Below are 17921 nucleotides of genomic sequence, written 5' to 3'. Positions count from 1 at the left end.
TTGATAGTAAAAAAGAATCAAAAAATATTTCACAATATTACCGAATCAGATTTCGGATCCATTACCTCCCGGATTTCACTTCCAATCAGATTTGTTGCAAGGACAAAGATCATGACCATCACTCCTGCAGACAATGCGATGAGAGGAGCTTTTGACAGAAGTGGAAGTCCCTGGTTCATGATAGTCCCCCATTCCGGAGTAGGCGGCTGGATACCAAGGCCTAAAAAACCAAGACCTGCAATAGAAATGATTTTCCCCCCTAATCCGAGGGTTGCAATCTCCATAATCGGTGCCAGGGAGTTTGGAAGAATATGCCTGTACAAAATATGGGTATTACTTGCACCAAGAGCCCTGGATCCCTCAACAAATCCTCTGTTTTTTATGGTCAGAGTAGTTGCCCTTACAACACGGGCATATTTTGCCCATCCCGGAATAGTCAGTGCAAGAATAATCGAAAAAACACTCGGTCCCATAATCCCAACAAGTGCAAGCGTTATTACCATGCTGGGAAAGGCGAGCATGAGATCAGTAAACCGCATTAATATTCCATCAAGTCTTCGATAATAACCTGAATAAAGACCCATTAATACACCAATTGCAACAACAATGACCGTTGATACAAGAGCAATTGAAAGAGAAGTCTGGGATCCATAGATAACCCGGCTTAAGACGCACCTTCCAAATTGATCAGTCCCGAGAGGATATTCCGGACATGGTTCCATAAACCGGTCCTTCAAAGATTGCTTATTGGGATCGTGAGGAGCAATAACCGGAGCAGTTAGTGCAATAAGGCACATGAGGATAAGGATAACAAATCCTGCAACTAACAGAGGTTTTTTCCTGATTTTTACAGTATATTCCTGTATCCATTCAAAGAAAGGATGGACTATACTGATATTATAATGCATTATCTTCACGAACCCTCGGATCCAGGAAATAATACGAAAAGTCTATGCACAAATTGATGATAACAAAAATCAAGGCAAAAACAAGAACACACCCCTGCATCACCATAATATCCCGGGTAGATGCAGCATCTACAAACAGCCTTCCAAGACCGGGAAGAGCAAATAGTGATTCAATGATCATAGCACCTCCAAACAGCCACCCATACTGGGTTCCCATATAGGTAATGACCGGGATAATTGCATTCTTTATCGCATGTCTTCGGATGATAACCGGTTTTGAAAGTCCTTTTGCAACAGCGGTTCTGATATATTCCTCTTCCAGGACTTCTGCCATACTTGTCCTCATAAGTCTGAGAGTAATAGCAAACAGTGATGCAGATAATGCAAAAGCCGGGATGATCAGATACTCAGGCCCTTTATATCCGGCAACCGGGAGGATATGCAGGTAAATTGAGAAGAACAAAATGCCGATAATCCCCAGGAAAAAATCCGGAATAGAAAGGCCAAGGATTGATATCCCTCGTGACAGGTGATCAATTACTCCATTCTGTTTGATGCCTGCGAGAATTCCTATAGGAACTGCAATCAGGCATGAAAAAGCCATTGCTATGGTTGAGAGTAAAAATGTAACTGGAAACGCTCGTGATATCTCTTCTACCGTTGACCTTCGTGTTTGGTATGAATATCCTAAATCACCTGATAATGCCCGTGATAACCAACTCGTATACTGGATATACCAGGGCTTGTCAAGATTCATTTCAGCCTGAAGTTCCCTGACTGCTTCATCCGGAGGTTTATCAGTATTCATAATTGCACGAAGCGTAATTTCTGCAGGATCACCCGGAGAGAGATACATCAGGATGAATGCAATGAATGTAATCCCCAGAAGAACCGGTATCGTCTGGAGAAGCCTGATGAAAATATATGTTCGCATAATGCAACCAGAAAAACAGAAAAAATGGTTACCCGAGGGTAACATCTTCCAGATGATATGACATTTCGGTTGGATGCATCCGGTATCCACTTACCTTGTCTGATGTGATATCCTGGTTAACATAATAGTTCAGGTACGATACTGGAGCTTCGTCAACAACTATCTGCTGGACTTCATCATAGAGTTTTTTTCGCTCAGCCATATCATTCGTCTTCCGTGCCTGGTCAATGAGTTCATCAACCCGGGCATTGGACCACTTATATCCACCATATTCGTTATCCTTCCGTGATGAGTGATAATCGGTCATCATCACTTCATCTGGATCCGGAACAAAGAGAAGTCCTCTTCCCATCAGGTACATGTCGTAATCACCTTTTTCTCGCAGAGCGGTTGATGAATCATTGTCCACCACGACAATCTCAACTTCAATACCGATATCCTTCAGCTGATCCTGGATAACCTCTGCAGTCGGTGGTAGTTCAGCACGTTCCGGATATGTGACGAGGGTGATTGAAAACTTCTCGCGGTTTTTATCAAGGATGCCATCACCGTCGGAATCTTTCCATCCTGCTTGTTCTAGCATACTTTTTGCCTTTTCCGGATCATAAGAAAATGGCTGAATATTACTGTTTGCCCAGTAAAAATCTGGAGGGAACATACCTGCTGCAGGTGACCCTACTCCTTCCATGACATAATCCACAATTGCCTGTCGGTCAATGGCATAATTTATTGCCTGTCTGACTGTCTGGTCTGCAAATGGGCCTGACTCACAATTATAAAGAATTTCACGGGTACGAGCAATGGGCTGTGATTTAACGGTAAATCCAGATTTAGATTTAAATGATTCAGTAACATCGGCAGGCATAATCTGGACAATATCTGCATCACCACTTTCGAGCAGCAATGACCGGGTTGCCGCTTCAGGGACGGTCATATACACGACCTGATCAACAGATGGCTTTTTCCCCCAGTAATCTGGATTTGATGCGGTTATCATCTCTTCTTTTGGCGAGAAAGAGACAAACTTGAATGGTCCTGTACTTACCGGGCTTGTGATATCGCCCTGGGCAAGACATGCTTCGGAGAGTATTGCACTTTCACCTTTCGCCATATAAGCGGGAAGTGCTGGAAATGCTGAATTTAACGAAATTTCAAGGGTTTTATCATTTAATGCAGTGATGTCCTTGATCGGCACTTTTGCAAATGTCTTGGACTTTTTCAAGGAATCTTCCAAAGATTTCTCCGCTGTGTGAGCATTTACAAATGAACCATCATGAAATTTAACCCCCTCACGAATGATAAATGTCCATGTTAACTGATCCCCGGAAACCTGCCAGTTTGAAGCAAGTCCTGGAATAAGTCCAACAGACTGGTCCACATCTACCAATGTTTCTGTAACTCCAAGACGCTGGAGTGAATACCCAGAAACATGAGGATCTACCGCTGGATCCCAGGGTCCTGCAACTGTCAGTACGTTCTCCGCTGTTCCAATGGTACTGATCAGACAGAGAGACAATACAACCATGAAAAATAAGAATGACTTACCTATTTTCCCCATAAAACTGAGTATGTAACAAGCCATACATAATAATATTTATTTGATTTTAGTAATACTTCATGTCAATTTTTCTGGAAAGTGGCATCTGATTTTTCGGTTCTCCCATGAAACCAGTGGCGGCTGTGTTCTGCATCGTTCTTCTGAAACCGGACAATCAGCATAAAATGGGCATCCCGTAGCAGCTTTCGGATTGGTCTGATGTCTTGGAGATGCACATCCACATAATGACCGGGTGTATGGATGCAAGGGTTTGGTCATGATATGTTCTCCTTCTTCAACGATCTGCCCCTGATACATCACCCCAATCCGGTCACCAATAAGAGATGCTATCCGGATGTCATGAGTTATAAAAAGTAATGCAACATGTGTTCTTTTCTGAATGCTTTGAAGAAGATGGATAATGGATGCCTGCACTGATACATCAAGCATGGATGTAGGCTCATCACAGACGATGAATTCAGGTTTTAAAGCAAGTGTTCTTGCTATAACTGCCCGCTGAAGTTCCCCTCCGGATAATTGATGAGGATACCTGTTTGCATACTCATGATTGAGTCCGGTCATATCCAGAAGTTCTGTTAATCGTTCTTTTTTTGTTCCATGTAACTCAAGATCATCATGAATTCTGAATGGTTCAAGAACAGAATAACTCACTTTCCACCGGGGATTAAGAGCATCTTCAGGGTGCTGAGGGATAATCTGCATCTTCTTTCGAAATAAACCCAATTCCTGTTTTTGTTTTGGGTCCACCTGTGTCCCTTTATAATAAAGATGCCCGCTGGTGAGATGAATGAGCATAATGAGAAGTTTTCCCAGCGTTGTTTTACCGCTTCCACTTTCACCTACAAGTACATAGGTTTCCCCTTTTTGGATGGAAAAATCCACATCCCGAACAGCATATGTACTTTGGCGGGTGAATATGCCTGATTCATATGTTTTACAAAGGCTGGTCCCGGTTATGATAGTTGAAGCATCTGACATAATCTTTATTCATTGAGAAGAAGGGGACAGGATTTTTACATTCTTTTTTTGAATCAGAACAGCGGTCTTTGAATCTGCATCCGGTATGAACGATATGCATGGGCGGTGCATTTCCAGGAATCGGACAAAGACCATTTTGAGGGAGAGATTGTAACAGACCGTGGGAGTAGGGATGCCGTGGATGGGTGAAGAATATTTCTTTGCTTGTAATCTCTACAATTTGTCCACAATATAATACTGCTACCCGGTCAGCTAGTTCTCGTGCAAAATCAAGGTCATGGGTGATTAAAATCTGGGTTATCCCCCGGTTTTTCATTTCCAGAAACAAATCAGTTATTCCAGATTTATTCAGGAGATCGACTCCTTTCGTGGGTTCATCAGCGATGATAACATCCGGATTAACACTGGTTCCCATTGCTACCATGGCTCTCTGGAGCATACCGCCACTATATGAAACCGGGTATGCATCTGCCCATTGATCTGCAGGAAGAACTTTGAATCGTTCAAGTAAGGAAATAGCCTGCCTTTTTGCTTCAGACCAGCTACTATCAGTGTGGATTATCATGGACTCTGCAATTTGTTTCCACATTTTCATGGATGGATTAAACCCCATCTTCGGATTTTGTGGAACCCAGCCGATGAGTCCGCCCCGAATTGATTCAAGTTCAGAATCGCTTGCCATGAGGAGATTTTTTTCACTGTAATTAATTATACCCTGAATCTCTGCAGATTCTGGAAGGATTGACAGTATTGCCTGTCCGAGTACGGACTTCCCACTTCCACTCTCTCCGATTATGGCGAGTGTTTCACCCTTGAAAATTGACAGGGTGAGGTCTTCTATTGCAGTAAGACAGTATTCATCACCGTGAAATGAGATCGTAAGGTTTGAGATCTCAATTATCGGTAGCATATTTCATTATGGGTGTTATTTATTTAAAAAATGTATTATTTATTAAAATGTAAATTTTTTGAAATTTTATTAATAATATTGAATTAAGATTATAGTCAGGTAAGATATTTTTAAAAATAAAATTTTTAAAGATGTAACCAAAAGATTTTTTTATTGATTTTATGATATTGCCTTATTTTTCTAGGATTCAAGAGTGACTATGGGTAAGATATAGAATCTATGATGAATCATCCAGCTAAAAACATAAAATAATTTAATTTTATCATAATTTATGTGCATATTATGTTGAACAAACTAACGTGCATTCGGGTATTCTGTACTGTGCTACTTCTGCTATGCATAATCTCAGCTCTCAAAAGAAGTCTTATCCGATGCCAGAATAATTTTTGATACCAAGATAAAGAAACTTATTTTCGGTGATAGTTTATATGAATATTTATTACATAGTATACTATGAGTCTTACCGATAGGGCATACATCATCCAGCTTTCAGTAATTGGATTTCTCGCAATATTCTCCACTACTATATCTAAAAACCCTGTTCTTCCTCTGTATGCATCTTCTCTTGGAGCAAATGACGCTCTTATCGGACTGATCTCTGCAATATCACCCCTTGCCGGAATTTTGCTCAGTTTCCCGGTAGGTGTCATTTCAGATCGTCTGGGGAGGAGACGTATGCTCCTTTTCGCCGGAGGTGTATTCCTGACTGCTCCACTTTTGTATCTTTTCATAGCAGATCCTCTCATGCTCATCCCGGTCCGGTTCTTTCATGGGATGGCTACTGCGATTCTCGGGCCGGTGATATCTGCAATCATAGCCGAACGGTTTTCTGTCACGAAAGGTGAACGAATCGGTCAGTATTCATCTGCTACACTCTATGGCCGGACCTTAGCTCCTCTGGTCGGTGGCCTGCTCATCTCATTTTTTGCAATAACACCAGGTATTTTCAGGTACCAGAGTGTGTATCTGGCAGCATTCATCGCCGGACTTATTGTCTGTCTGCTCATATTCAGAATTCCCGGAGATAAGAAAGGGATTGATGTTGCACTGACCTTTGGCGTGTTTGTGAAAAGTCTTCAGATATTCTGGGCCGACTCCCGGCTCCGGGCAACAGCCTATGTTGACATGGGAACGTATTTTGTTTTCGGAGCATTCGAGACGTTTTTTCCGGTTTACTTAGTCAGTCAGGGATTTGAGGCATATCTCATTGGGATCTTCTTCGCCGTGCAAGTTCTCTCGATTGCTCTTACAAAACCGTTTTTCGGAAAAATGGCAGATAAAAAAGATCCCCGGTACCAGATAATGGCAGGTCTCATGCTTTTGGGTGTATCAGTTTTTCTCATACCATTCTGTTCGACAATTATCCTTCTCTTCATCCTCACTCTTGCATCCGGACTCGGAATGTCACTTTCAACTGTTGCAACGACAAAATATATCGCCGATATTGCTCGGAAAGAAGAAATGGGTGCCTCTATGGGTGCATTGTCTTCAATAATGGATATCGGGCATTCATCCGGTCCATTTGTGACCGGAGTGATAATTACTGCATCCGGGTATGGCATGGGTTTTTTATCCGGTCTTCTCCTTGCACTAGTGATTACAATCTACTTTGGGATGATGACCGTTACGAGAAAAAAAGTGCCAAAAGTGGGATAAAAAAGCGTACGTTTATCCTGAAGGCAAGATATCCTTTTTTTTTGATTGAATATCTCTTTTCATTAGGCCGGTTGATACACGAATCAATATAAATAAAAGAATTTCTCTGAATCAGGTAGCATGACAAAAAATAGGAGTGTTTCTCGTCCCATTCCCCTGAATTTGTTGATACGGTATTATCACTGGCACCCCATCATGACAATGGACATCAGCTTTTACCCCGTACACTTCAGCAATGTTCTCAGAAGTGAGAACATCACAAGGTTTTCCTGCTGCATGAATACTTCCCTTTTTCATAAGAATTATCAGGTCGGAAAACCGTGAAGCCATATTGAGATCGTGAACTGCCATGAGCGTTGTGATTTCTTGTTCCGCTACAAGATCTGAAACAATTCTCATAACATCCAGTTGATGCCAGATGTCAAGATTGGATGTTGGTTCATCAAGGAGCATCAGGTCCGTCTCCTGCACAAGGGCCCGGGCAATGAGGACTTTTTGTTGTTGTCCACCGGACAATTCGTTAAAAGAATGAAGTGCAATATCTTCAAGGCCCAGCAGGGAAATAACATCCCAGACTCGTTCTTCATCTTCACCAGAACTTGCCCAACCAAGGTGAGGTCTTCGACCCATGAGGATCATATCAAAAACTGAATGTGGAAAGATCCGAACCGAACTTTGCGGGACATATGATATCTTTTTTGCAAGATCCCTCCGGTTAAATGATGAAACTGTTATACCATCAACAGTAATATCCCCTTTTTTCGGGTTTAAGATACGGTCTACACACTTGATAAATGTAGATTTTCCTGATCCATTCGGTCCCAGAATTGAGACCAGGTTTCCCTTTGGAATTTCCATGCACATCCCGGAAAAAACCGGTGTAGACTGATAGGCAAATTCCAGGTTTTGAACCGAGAGTTTAATGTTCATTACCAGAACTCCTTTCTTTTTCCTTTTAATACCAGGTACAGGAAGAACGGTACGCCAAGTAGAGCAGTCATTATTCCTGTTGGAATGATAGTAGGTCCGATGATATTCATTGCGACAGCGTCTGCACAGATAAGAAGACAGGCACCCAATATACCAGAAGCTGGAATCAAAATACGATGATCCGTCCCGATAAGCATCCTGGCCATGTGAGGAGCAACTAGACCGATAAATCCGATGGTCCCAGTAAAACAGACGATTGTAGCAACGAGAACAGATGAAATCATCATGGTAACCATTCTCACACGGTTGGCATTCACGCCAAGACTGAGCGCTGAGTCATCTCCGATTGTCATCAGGTTCAAATCCCTGGCCTTTGATAGAAGGATGGGAGTACATATGACAAATATCGCAACAAACAGGCCAAATTTACTCCAGGAAAAGGCAGAAAGATCTCCCATCCCCCAGAGTGACATAAGCCGGAGTTGTTCATCATTGGCAAAGTAAGCCATAAGCTGAGAAAGTGATGAAAATAGGTAATTCACCGCAATTCCTGCGAGAATAAGGGTTTCTGAAGTTGCCCCCTTTAATGCTGCCAGAGATACAATAAAAAGAGAACAAAGCATGGCAAATAAAAAAGCGTTTGCAATCAGGAGATATTCTCCACCAATAATTGCCACCCCAAATACTGCTGCAATGGCAACACCAAAATGTGCTCCAGAAGAAATTCCAAGGGTAAATGGACTTGCAAGAGGATTTTTCAGAACCGCTTGCATAACACAGCCACAGATGCCAAATCCGAATCCTGCAAAAATGCCACCTATGATTCGTGGAAACCGGATATTCCAGACAACCTGCTCAAATACTGTGTCCATGTTGAAAAATCCGGGTAAATACCGTGCAAGAAGTGTTTCATAGACCTGGGGAATAGTAATCCCAAGTGGACCCAGAGTAATAATATAGGCAACAGCAAAAATGATGAGGAGAACTATTCCAGTGAGAAAAGCAATTTTTCTCCCTAATAATCTTCGGTACTCTTTTTTAACTTCAATGAGTTTTTGATTTCGTTTCTGCCGGTGATTCTTTGCTGCTTCAGAGACAGGTTCGTAAGGTGAACTCATTCGGCACGATTCTCCTTCTCCCACCATATTCTGGCACGCCATCCGTTTCGTTGCATGACCGGGTGTCCATCAACAGTGCAGTTTAATTTTTCAGATAAAAATTCTCTCAGGATTGGTTTTTCTTCAGGGCTGATATCACCCCTTTCTTCCCACCAGGCGACTGCTTCATCCAGATTTTCATATCTGTGTACTGTCCGGGTGGGATGAACCTCAACATTTGCATAGATTCCCATGTCGTGCAGAACCTGTGCAATAAAGATGTAATCGGGTCCGAAATCCCTTTCCTCCTCTCTTCCAAGACGCTTTTTCAGTTCAGGATCCATAGGATGTCGCTGTGGACCTGCAAACCAGAGAATATGTACTGCTTTTCTGGCTGCTGCATCAAGTTTTTTAAGGCCATCTGCCAAATCCGGAAAACCGAGTGAGTTTGACGCAAAAACGACATCATGAACTGGAATGTCCTGACCTATCTTCACATCTTCCCACCGTTTCCTGACGAGGGTATAGTTGGAAAGACCTTCTTCTTCCATACTTTTCTCAAGGTAAGATGCCATTCCGGATGATGGCTCAAGAGCAGTAACATGGGCTGCGTATTTGGCCATCGGGACTGCAAATCTGCCTGTTCCGGCTCCCATATCCAATACTGTATCAGAATCGGTCAGGTTAAGAGAAGGGATTACTTTTTCTGCTTCATCGTTTCCGGACACTGCTTTAAAAAAAGAATGGGCCCGTTTGTCCCAATCCTGTCCTCCTGCTCGTCTTCTTTGATGCAGAATACGCCAGAGTTCATTATAATTGATAATAGGGTTCATGTGCTTTGGGTATTTGGAAATTGCAGATAATCCATGTACTCGGAGAATACACCATCTACACCGAGGAATTCCTTCATAATTGCATTACCCTCTGCTTCGAAGTTAATGTCTTTGAATTTTTCTGGATAGAGAAGTTTTCCAATATAGAACATGTTAATCAGGTTTCGGTCATGGGGGCTTCCCCGGCAGTTTGGATAGAAGGTATTGTAGACTTTTCCTTCCTTAACCGCTGTGATAGATTGAAGTTCTGGTGCATCCAGGATGAAATCTACTCCGGAATCTTCAGGTGAACTGCAGGCGACCAGAATTACGTCCGGATTCCAGGCAATAATCTGTTCAATTCCGACATTTACATTCCCATCTGCAGCATCTTTGGCAACGTTAAGGCCACCGGCAAGTGCAAGTGGGTCGTATTTATTATCAGTCCGGGTAAAGTCTCTCCCTTCCTTTGCGTCATAGAATCCTTTCATTGCCCCACGGGTTGCGAAATATACTTTTTTCTTCTCGTTTTCCGGGATAGTACTGGAGATGTCGGTGACTTTCTTTACTTCACTGTCAATGAATGAATTTAGGTCTTTGGCTTCTGCTTCTTTTCCAAGAACACTACCAACTGCGGTGATATGCTTCTTCATTCCCTGGATAGAATAATCCGGTGCTGCAACAAATACCGGGACACCAACATGTTCCTGGACCTCGTCTGCTTCTTTATCTGAAGACATCAGGATAATATCCGGTTTTAAAGATGCCATCTGCTCCTGGTTCATCGTATACCGCGTGTTGGTTACCGGAAGGTTATCAAGGCCACCCGGAGTAACCCCCTGCCAACAGGCTTCACAGAGTGTTTCATTATTTGAACCCATCGGACAGACACAGCCACCGGTTTCAACAGTACATTCATCTGATGCAACCAGTTTATCTCCATCACCAAGGGCGATTACAATTCGTGAGTTATCCGGATTATTTGTAATAATCCGTTCAATGGGTTTCTCAATGGTAATTGTTCGCCCTGCCAGGTCAGTAATGGTTCGCGGATATGATTCGTCCGCATATATCGGCTGAAACAATAATGCAATAACGAGAAATGCCAACAATGGCATTAAATATTATGAATTTAGTTTCATTATACACCAAATGAGTTATGTGATTCCGCTATTTTTTTAGAAATCACTATGTGCTATTTTGTTTCATATCATATAATTTATGCGAATTTATTTTTTTAACACACATAAGTATGTAAATATGAAAAAAAGTATGACGAGATTATAATGAATAAATTTTTTATAAAATATTTGTTGAAATGGTTAAATAATGTAAATACATAAGAATTGGCGATGAAAAATTGAACAATACCAGAAAAAAGATTGATATTAAGCCCTATGTGGAGATCTCCGGATACGTCACATTTAAGACATAGAATTCATAGGCATTGACACCATCAGGACACTGTAGGGAATAATCTAGGTCCATTGAAAGTTTAAATATACCTTCAGGGTGATTATATGGCCCTCCCCAGCTGTTCAATATTTGCCAGTACCGCATCTTGGGGTCTGTATCATTATATCCGAGAATCAGCATTACATGACCTCCATCATTATGAGTTGCACCAGGGGTAGAATCGGGAACAAAGATCTCTTCCGAGGTCTGGTTTTTCCAGTAATTCATCATTTTGCTCCAGTCGTCTGGTGTATAGACAATAAGTACTGCCTTCTCACTATGCAATGCAGCTTTAATTGAATTTATTGCGGTCTCATTTTTAATTACCCTTCCTTCATACTTGCTGTTGGTACTAATCATCTCGGCCGATATCTGTTCTATAGGGTAATAGGGAGTTGTTGATATATATGAGGCATGTATCGCGGTAGATTCGCCCTTATCGCAAATGCTTTTGCTATCAATAAATGATGCATTGGTATTGGTTACGGGAATTGCTTTTTTGGTAGTGTTATAAAAGTCTGCAAACCATATGGGCGAACCACCACAACAGGCCCAGATACCGGTTCCATTATGGTAAGAAGAGGTAAAATACTGGACTGATAGTTGTTCGGTCATGTTCTGGTGATAGGCCATATCAAGTTGCAGAGCTCCGGTATCTGCAAAAACCCAGCAATTTCCACAATGTTCATCAATTCCACCAGTCTGGTCCCATTCAGAAGGAGTGTAATTGAACATCTCAAGATGACTGAAAGATCCTGCGGGAATATTCATTAAATCTTCTGGAACCTCAAAACGCTTTTGATTTTTGTTTGCCTCCTGCATGGCAAGAACTCCTTCAGTTTCAAGGTTCATTACAGCAGCGCCATCATCATTTCCTGAATCATCGGAAATTAATGATGCCATGAATGAATTATTGTCTAACGAAGGGTATCTGCTAATATCCAAAGCTCTTCCGATGTCCTTTGGATCGACGGTTTGGAAAAAGGATAAGTTATCTTCGTCAATATCTCCTAGAATAAGGCAATCTATTGTGAAATTTTCTCCATTACAAACCTGACAGGATGCTGAATTTGAGAATGGAATAATCAAAAGAAGTAAAACTGTAAAGAGAAACCTTCTGGCACCATATATTCTGCTTTTATTTATCATAGTATTTTTTCATCCTCAAAGAATATTAAAAATATGAAATTTTATTCTCAATGGTGATCATATTTTTTTAAAAAAGAGAAATATTCAGCCATACTGATTCATTTTTTTATTGAAAAGAAGTGAGAGGTAAGAATCAGGGTTCCTGTAGCAAAACAGATTATTACCAGGATATCAGCAGGCAGCAGGAACTGACCCTCCCCCAGGATAATGTGACGCATAACATCAACCCCATAGGTTAACGGGTTACAATAACTGATTGTTTTCAGCCATCCGGGAGCATTGGTAAGTGGCCATAATGCCCCACTAAAAAAAAAGGTGGGCATGATGATAAATCCCATAATTCCCTGGAAACCTTCAGAACTCTGGATTGACGATGCAAAAGCAAGTCCAAACCCGTTATACCCGAGTGAGATCAAAAACATAACCGGAATTACGAGGATAATCTGAATAATTGACAGATGTATACCTACAATAAACGCGAGCAGGAGAATAAATACTCCCTCAATAATTGCGGTAGTTGCTCCTCCAAGGGCCTTTCCCAGTACTATCGAGATACGGGATATCGGAGCAACCATGATCTCTTTTAAAAATCCAAAATCCCTATCCCATATGATGGATATTCCTGATCTGATTGAGGTCATCAGAAGTGTCATCCCGATGATTCCCGGAAAAATAAATGCCGAATACCCATTACCCATAATACCCATCCGGACATTGATTCCCATTCCTCCACCAAATACAAAAAGCCAGAGAACCGGTGTAACCAGTGAACTTGCAATACTCACTCGTTCCCGGGAGAATTTTGTCATTTCACGAAGCCATATGGTGTATATGGCTTTGATCTCCTTGTTCATCGTCTCCTCCTCATTTTCCTGTATTGTGATGTGAAATTATCCTCCTCTTCTTTTCGAATCTCTTCACCTGTGTAGTATAAAAAGACGTCATGCATTGAGGGTTCATGAATACTGATATGTTCTATCTCAATACCAGATTCTCTGGCGATGTCAAAGATCTCCTGAACAATATTTCCATTATGAATGACCTGTACCTCAAGGAGTCCGGATTCTATCAGGACTTTGCAAATTCTGGGATTTCCTGATAGTAGTGATGCAAGAATCTCCGGAGAGTTCATTTTTATCCTTATTTTTTCGCCCTGTAAACCCTGTTTCAGGTTTCCGGGTGTATCCCGGACGATAACCTGCCCTTTATCAATAATTGCAACTTCATCACAGAGCAGATCTGCTTCATCCATGTAGTGGGTGGTAAGCAGGACTGTCAGATCTCCTTTCTTTTTTCGTGTTAATTCCTGAATATATGACCAGATATGTTCTCGGGTCTGAGGATCGAGGCCAATGGTAGGTTCATCAAGAAAAAGGATATGTGGATGATGAAGAAGTCCCCGTGCCATTTCAAGACGACGTATCATTCCTCCAGAATATGTCCTGACAAGGTCGTCTGCCCGTTCGGAGAGTTCAAGAAGAGAAAGGACTTCATCAATTCGCCCTTTAATTTTATCATCCGGTACATCATAGAGCATGGCATGAAATTTCAGATTTTCTCTGCCGGTAAGTCGGTCATCGATACTGATGCTCTGAAACACGATGCCTATACTTTGTCTGACTTTTTCTGATTCAGTGAGAATATCGAATCCATTGACCTTAGCAGTGCCGGATGTCGGATTTAATATGGTACAAAGCATCGAAAGAAGTGTACTTTTTCCGGCTCCGTTAGGTCCGAGAAGCCCGAAAATTGTACCCTTATGGATCGTTAAAGATAGAGAATTCACTGCAGTAAGGGATCCAAATTGTTTTGTCAGATTTTGTGTCTGAATAGCCACCATGATATCAAAGATTTACTGATTATTCATATTCAGTGATCATTAAATAAGGATCATGTTATGGATTTTCAGAAGAAAATTTCAAGAAAAACTGGTATTCAAAAAAAAGCCTGAAAATATGGAAAAATCAGGTTAAAATCTGAAACGTATTCAAAAAAATTGACAGAGGAAAACATTTCAATAAGTATTGATGTCAAACTGCTGGTATTACCAATTCAGGATCAAATCTTCTGTTGAAGAGAATGATGACAACTCCATCATTTTTCATGAATGACAGAATTATGGTACCATTGTGGGATCGCTGAAGTAAATCCTTGATGGTCATCGATAAGGGTTTTAATATACATAATTGCTTTTTTTAGTTCGTCCCTGAATTCTTTCTTACATGCCATTCGCGACGACCAGACTAGAGAAGGGACGATGCTCATTGCATTATAGAGAGCATATCTTTTCCAAAAATCCGGAGGGATATTTCTCATGAAATACCCATCAATCTGACCGCGTGAGAATGGGATACTAATTCTGCTGGAAAAATATGCCAGTTTGTAAAAATCGTGAATGGGGTCACCCAGTCATATCGGTTAAAATCTATAATACCGGTTAATTGTCCATTATTTATTATCAGATTCGCAGGATGATAGTCATCATGCTGAAATGTCTGCCTGACATCTTTCATCAGGTGAATGTTATCAGCAATATACGCATGAACTGGTTCCAAATCTAATTCTTGCGGGACCATATGCTCCCGGTTACATACCTCGCAGTATCGTTCGTGCTTCTGTTTTTTTCTGGCATACCATGAGGAAAGAGTGGCAGGAGCTGTAAGTTGGTGGATTTTTTTCAGTTCAATTCCTGCACGGTATCCGATTTCATATTGGGTATCTGAACTATACTTGTGTAATGATGCTTCTCCATCATCACCTTCCATATACTCGTGGATCATAATACAGAAATGAGCATCCTGAGAGATCCAACATGCCTGAGAACGGGGAACCAGAGATGAATATCTGGCGAGTCTGTTCATCAGGGTGAACATCTCTTTCCTTCCGGACAGTACTTCGGTATCATCAGTTTCTGTTATCCGAAGCAGAAATCTTTCTTCGGATTTTGTCGTAAGAAGATATTTCTTGTCGTCAGAGTATCCCTTACAAACCGGTTCGATATGTAGGATATCGATATTCTGCTCTATTTCTGAATATATGTCTGGTCTGATGGTCATCTCCGGCTTCATTATTTCTCTTTATTATTGGATCCTAAATGCTATTCGTGTATGGTTTATAAACTTGATTCCAATTCCACACGATCCGGTTCTTTCATAGGATTTTTATCAGGTCTTCTCCTTGCTCGAGTGATTACGATCTACTTTGGAATGATGACCGTTATGAGAAAAAATGTGTCAAAAGTGGTTTAAAAAAGTGTTATTCCCATTTTTGGTATAATTTTTTTCCATAGAGAAATTATTTGAGAGAAATCACCTTCTTTTCAATCCGCCTGTTCTATTCAGTGGTATCCTAAAATCCGGTCAATATCCGAAAGATCGTACACCTCATATCCAGATTTCCTGATATCACGTTTTCCTGCAATTTTTTTCCCAACCAGAGCATAGATGGTCTTTCTTTTCTCATTCTTCCATCTGACCATCTGACTTTTCTCCTCCAGTTTTTTGAGGATTACATGTGCCTCATTTTGGGAAAGATCAGTCCACTTACACTCAACACAAATCATCAGGTCTTCACTTTCTGAAATACCAACAAGGTCAATCTCCGTTTCATTATGCCACCACCTTCCAAGTTGGTTTATGGGGGTATCCGGAAAAAGAACTCTTTCCCTGATGAGATGTTCAGTCAGAAGTTCAAAGAGTGGTCCAGAAAATCCGGGGAAGTTATTCTTAATTCGCTTAAGAACCTGTGATGTCTGCCTTGCTTCTATTGCGGTCATCTCCGGATACACAAATCTGAACCAGAAAGAGAGATAGGGATCTGAAATCCGGTACCTCCGTTTTCTGGACCCCGGTGTAGCGGTAACTGGCAACTCCTCACGTACAATATGAAGTTTTAATAAAACTGATAGGTATTTCGAGACCATACTCCGATCAAGCCCGGATGCTTGAATGATCTCGCCAAGTGAGGTGTGACGCTCTGCAATTGCCTTAAGAATGGTCAGATAATTTGCTGGCTCTCTGAATTCATACTGAAGCAGCAATTCTGCTTCCATCGTGAGGTATGCACCTTTGGTGAGAAAAAGACTGGAAACATTTGACCAGAAATCCATGGTTGAATCAAACAGTTCAAGGTATGCAGGAATTCCTCCTGTTATAAACCATACCTGAGCGAGATCAACACCAGACCATGGAAGAAATTCCTTGAGATGCTCAAAAGATAATGGTTCCACCTGCCATTGTCCGGTTCTTCTCCCATACAGCGGGCTTTTGTAGCCAAGAACCTCCTGTTCCATAATACTGATACTGGAGCCGGAGAGAATGAGCATCACCGGACTATCCCGCATATGCAGATCCCAGATTCGCTGAAATTGGGATGGAATTGTTCGGTTTCTTTCGATAAGATATGGAAATTCGTCGAGTATTATAGGAATTTTCTTTTGTGTTTCGGCAATTTTCTGGAACTGATGATGTGATAGAAAACTGGTCCAGAGTGCTTCAAATGATGGATAAGATATGAGTGCAAAATTTGGATCATCAAGGAAATCTGCAATTTCTTTAGCAAATATTCCGATGTTAATCTTTTCTGATTCTGTTGTTGCCAGAATGTATATTCCTTTTTTATCCTCTAAAAAGCGGATCAAAAGTTCAGTCTTTCCAACCCGTCTCCTTCCATAGAGTATGAGTAATTCAGAGTTATTTGAACGAAACCGGTCTTCAAGAAATGTGAGTTCATGAGTCCGGTTGATAAATTTATTGTGAGACATAAGTATATTACTTATCTCTCACAATATGATGAAAGTATGGTTCGACCTGTGACAAGAAATGAAAAATCCATAAAGACGAGAGATGTATCCTCTGTCAAAAACGAATCACATCATTGTATCATTTCACCCTTGACAGATGCGAAAACATCCCCGAATACAGCGTCGCTCACAGCATTTCTCACGTTTTTACCCCCGGATAAAAGAGTATATCCATAGATTCAGATTCTGTTCTGTCACAGGACGTGACAGGAAAAATTATGGCCGATTTTGAAGAACAATCCGTATCACGGAACGTAGGGCGAAAACTCGCCACTCCGTTTGCAAGTAAAAACACCCTGAACACTCTCATCAATACTATCCTCACTGATAATCCCTGGGGATGTACCAGTTATGTCTCCGGAGGGTCCACTCTTCCGGCAGTATCAAAAAGTTCTGAATATTATTCTGGTACAATCATCTACGAGAACACAGAAGGAAAACAGGTAGGAAAGATATCTGTCCGTTCCAAGACCGCTGCAGGATTTGACACAAACATTGCAACAATTCTTGGCAATTCGGCAATTGAAACAGCCATGGGAGGTTCCGGTTCTCATGACAGCTCTACTGATTCATTTCATGTAACCCTCAAGTGCCATTCTTCAGATGGAGAACTCTTCAATGTGACTTTCAAACGGGATAAGGTAGCCATCACGAGTTTTGAATCGGTGGCTATCCAGAACACGATTGAGACCTGGGCAGATACCATTCCTGAACTGGCTTAATCCTTTTTTTG

Annotated in this window: 17 protein-coding genes; 2 read left to right on the top strand and 15 right to left on the bottom strand. The window is 41.3% G+C overall.

Annotation, left to right across the window (positions count from 1 at the left end; all coding sequences use genetic code 11):
• Window positions 1–29: 29 nt before the first annotated feature.
• The 5 genes from KSK55_RS04655 to KSK55_RS04635 are packed head-to-tail and all read right to left on the bottom strand — an operon-like array spanning window position 30 to window position 5288.
• On the bottom strand, window positions 30–908 hold the full coding sequence (locus KSK55_RS04655; RefSeq protein WP_218608874.1) for an ABC transporter permease: 879 nt from the start codon (window positions 906–908) through the stop codon (window positions 30–32).
• Window positions 898–1842 carry an ABC transporter permease gene (locus tag KSK55_RS04650; protein WP_218608373.1) on the bottom strand — a complete coding sequence of 315 codons (945 nt, stop codon included), beginning with the start codon at window positions 1840–1842 and terminating at the stop codon, window positions 898–900. The genes KSK55_RS04655 and KSK55_RS04650 overlap by 11 nt, the downstream gene beginning before the upstream one ends.
• 28 nt (window positions 1843–1870) lie before the next feature.
• Window positions 1871–3400: an ABC transporter substrate-binding protein gene (locus tag KSK55_RS04645; RefSeq protein ID WP_218608372.1), complete on the bottom strand. Its 1530-nt coding sequence runs from the start codon at window positions 3398–3400 to the stop codon at window positions 1871–1873.
• 57 nt (window positions 3401–3457) lie between these two features.
• A complete protein-coding gene (locus tag KSK55_RS04640; RefSeq protein ID WP_218608371.1) occupies window positions 3458–4378 on the bottom strand; it encodes an ATP-binding cassette domain-containing protein in 921 nt (306 codons plus the stop codon).
• Window positions 4335–5288, bottom strand: a complete 954-nt coding sequence (locus KSK55_RS04635) for an ABC transporter ATP-binding protein (RefSeq protein WP_218608370.1) — start codon at window positions 5286–5288, stop codon at window positions 4335–4337. Before KSK55_RS04635 ends, KSK55_RS04640 begins: the two co-directional genes overlap by 44 nt.
• A gap of 453 nt (window positions 5289–5741) precedes the next feature.
• Between KSK55_RS04635 and KSK55_RS04630 the strand changes: the two genes are divergently transcribed.
• The gene (locus tag KSK55_RS04630; RefSeq protein WP_218608369.1) at window positions 5742–6944 is read left to right on the top strand and encodes an MFS transporter; all 1203 of its coding nucleotides are present in this window, start codon (window positions 5742–5744) and stop codon (window positions 6942–6944) included.
• Window positions 6945–7055: 111 nt separating this feature from the next.
• On the opposite strand, the gene KSK55_RS04625 is transcribed toward KSK55_RS04630, so the two are convergent.
• The 10 genes from KSK55_RS04625 to KSK55_RS04580 form a co-directional block, all read right to left on the bottom strand.
• Window positions 7056–7874, bottom strand: a complete 819-nt coding sequence (locus KSK55_RS04625; protein WP_218608368.1) for an ABC transporter ATP-binding protein — start codon at window positions 7872–7874, stop codon at window positions 7056–7058.
• Window positions 7874–8992 (bottom strand): FecCD family ABC transporter permease, encoded by a 1119-nt coding sequence (locus KSK55_RS04620; protein WP_214419018.1) that lies wholly within the window; start codon window positions 8990–8992, stop codon window positions 7874–7876. Before KSK55_RS04620 ends, KSK55_RS04625 begins: the two co-directional genes overlap by 1 nt.
• Window positions 8989–9804, bottom strand: coding sequence for a class I SAM-dependent methyltransferase (locus KSK55_RS04615; protein ID WP_218608367.1), 816 nt, complete (start codon window positions 9802–9804; stop codon window positions 8989–8991). The genes KSK55_RS04620 and KSK55_RS04615 overlap by 4 nt, the downstream gene beginning before the upstream one ends.
• The gene (locus KSK55_RS04610; RefSeq protein ID WP_218608366.1) at window positions 9801–10901 is read right to left on the bottom strand and encodes an ABC transporter substrate-binding protein; all 1101 of its coding nucleotides are present in this window, start codon (window positions 10899–10901) and stop codon (window positions 9801–9803) included. The genes KSK55_RS04615 and KSK55_RS04610 overlap by 4 nt, the downstream gene beginning before the upstream one ends.
• Before the next feature lie 277 nt (window positions 10902–11178).
• Window positions 11179–12387: a C1 family peptidase gene (locus KSK55_RS04605; protein WP_218608365.1), complete on the bottom strand. Its 1209-nt coding sequence runs from the start codon at window positions 12385–12387 to the stop codon at window positions 11179–11181.
• A 98-nt stretch (window positions 12388–12485) separates the two neighbouring features.
• Entirely contained in the window at window positions 12486–13241 is a 756-nt protein-coding gene (locus tag KSK55_RS04600; protein WP_218608364.1) for an ABC transporter permease, read from the bottom strand.
• On the bottom strand, window positions 13238–14227 hold the full coding sequence (locus tag KSK55_RS04595) for an ATP-binding cassette domain-containing protein (protein ID WP_218608363.1): 990 nt from the start codon (window positions 14225–14227) through the stop codon (window positions 13238–13240). The genes KSK55_RS04600 and KSK55_RS04595 overlap by 4 nt, the downstream gene beginning before the upstream one ends.
• A 254-nt stretch (window positions 14228–14481) precedes the next feature.
• Window positions 14482–14703 carry a hypothetical protein gene (locus KSK55_RS04590; RefSeq protein ID WP_218608362.1) on the bottom strand — a complete coding sequence of 74 codons (222 nt, stop codon included), beginning with the start codon at window positions 14701–14703 and terminating at the stop codon, window positions 14482–14484.
• The gene (locus tag KSK55_RS04585; RefSeq protein ID WP_218608361.1) at window positions 14700–15455 is read right to left on the bottom strand and encodes an aminoglycoside phosphotransferase family protein; all 756 of its coding nucleotides are present in this window, start codon (window positions 15453–15455) and stop codon (window positions 14700–14702) included. The genes KSK55_RS04590 and KSK55_RS04585 overlap by 4 nt, the downstream gene beginning before the upstream one ends.
• 269 nt (window positions 15456–15724) lie before the next feature.
• Complete coding sequence (locus KSK55_RS04580) at window positions 15725–17149, bottom strand: ATP-binding protein (RefSeq protein ID WP_218608360.1); 1425 nt, start codon at window positions 17147–17149, stop codon at window positions 15725–15727.
• Window positions 17150–17391: 242 nt separating this feature from the next.
• On the opposite strand from KSK55_RS04580, the gene KSK55_RS04575 reads away from it, so the two are divergent.
• A complete protein-coding gene (locus tag KSK55_RS04575; RefSeq protein ID WP_256664177.1) occupies window positions 17392–17910 on the top strand; it encodes a hypothetical protein in 519 nt (172 codons plus the stop codon).
• The last annotated feature ends 11 nt before the right edge of the window (window positions 17911–17921 follow it).

This window comes from Methanospirillum hungatei, from assembly GCF_019263745.1.
GTDB lineage: Archaea > Halobacteriota > Methanomicrobia > Methanomicrobiales > Methanospirillaceae > Methanospirillum > Methanospirillum purgamenti.
This window is presented reverse-complemented; position numbering and strand designations above follow the sequence as displayed.

What these genes read in the sequence shown, in the direction of transcription:
- KSK55_RS04595 (WP_218608363.1), bottom strand. Translation starts at nt 14,227, where the DNA reads ATGGTGGCTATTCAGACACAAAATCTGACAAAACAATTTGGATCCCTT.
- KSK55_RS04640 (WP_218608371.1), bottom strand. Translation starts at nt 4,378, where the DNA reads ATGTCAGATGCTTCAACTATCATAACCGGGACCAGCCTTTGTAAAACA.
- KSK55_RS04600 (WP_218608364.1), bottom strand. Translation starts at nt 13,241, where the DNA reads ATGAACAAGGAGATCAAAGCCATATACACCATATGGCTTCGTGAAATG.
- KSK55_RS04635 (WP_218608370.1), bottom strand. Translation starts at nt 5,288, where the DNA reads ATGCTACCGATAATTGAGATCTCAAACCTTACGATCTCATTTCACGGT.
- KSK55_RS04605 (WP_218608365.1), bottom strand. Translation starts at nt 12,387, where the DNA reads ATGATAAATAAAAGCAGAATATATGGTGCCAGAAGGTTTCTCTTTACA.
- KSK55_RS04625 (WP_218608368.1), bottom strand. Translation starts at nt 7,874, where the DNA reads ATGAACATTAAACTCTCGGTTCAAAACCTGGAATTTGCCTATCAGTCT.
- KSK55_RS04615 (WP_218608367.1), bottom strand. Translation starts at nt 9,804, where the DNA reads ATGAACCCTATTATCAATTATAATGAACTCTGGCGTATTCTGCATCAA.
- KSK55_RS04590 (WP_218608362.1), bottom strand. Translation starts at nt 14,703, where the DNA reads ATGAGAAATATCCCTCCGGATTTTTGGAAAAGATATGCTCTCTATAAT.
- KSK55_RS04655 (WP_218608874.1), bottom strand. Translation starts at nt 908, where the DNA reads ATGCATTATAATATCAGTATAGTCCATCCTTTCTTTGAATGGATACAG.
- KSK55_RS04650 (WP_218608373.1), bottom strand. Translation starts at nt 1,842, where the DNA reads ATGCGAACATATATTTTCATCAGGCTTCTCCAGACGATACCGGTTCTT.
- KSK55_RS04580 (WP_218608360.1), bottom strand. Translation starts at nt 17,149, where the DNA reads ATGTCTCACAATAAATTTATCAACCGGACTCATGAACTCACATTTCTT.
- KSK55_RS04630 (WP_218608369.1), top strand. Translation starts at nt 5,742, where the DNA reads ATGAGTCTTACCGATAGGGCATACATCATCCAGCTTTCAGTAATTGGA.
- KSK55_RS04610 (WP_218608366.1), bottom strand. Translation starts at nt 10,901, where the DNA reads ATGCCATTGTTGGCATTTCTCGTTATTGCATTATTGTTTCAGCCGATA.
- KSK55_RS04585 (WP_218608361.1), bottom strand. Translation starts at nt 15,455, where the DNA reads ATGAAGCCGGAGATGACCATCAGACCAGACATATATTCAGAAATAGAG.
- KSK55_RS04620 (WP_214419018.1), bottom strand. Translation starts at nt 8,992, where the DNA reads ATGAGTTCACCTTACGAACCTGTCTCTGAAGCAGCAAAGAATCACCGG.
- KSK55_RS04645 (WP_218608372.1), bottom strand. Translation starts at nt 3,400, where the DNA reads ATGGGGAAAATAGGTAAGTCATTCTTATTTTTCATGGTTGTATTGTCT.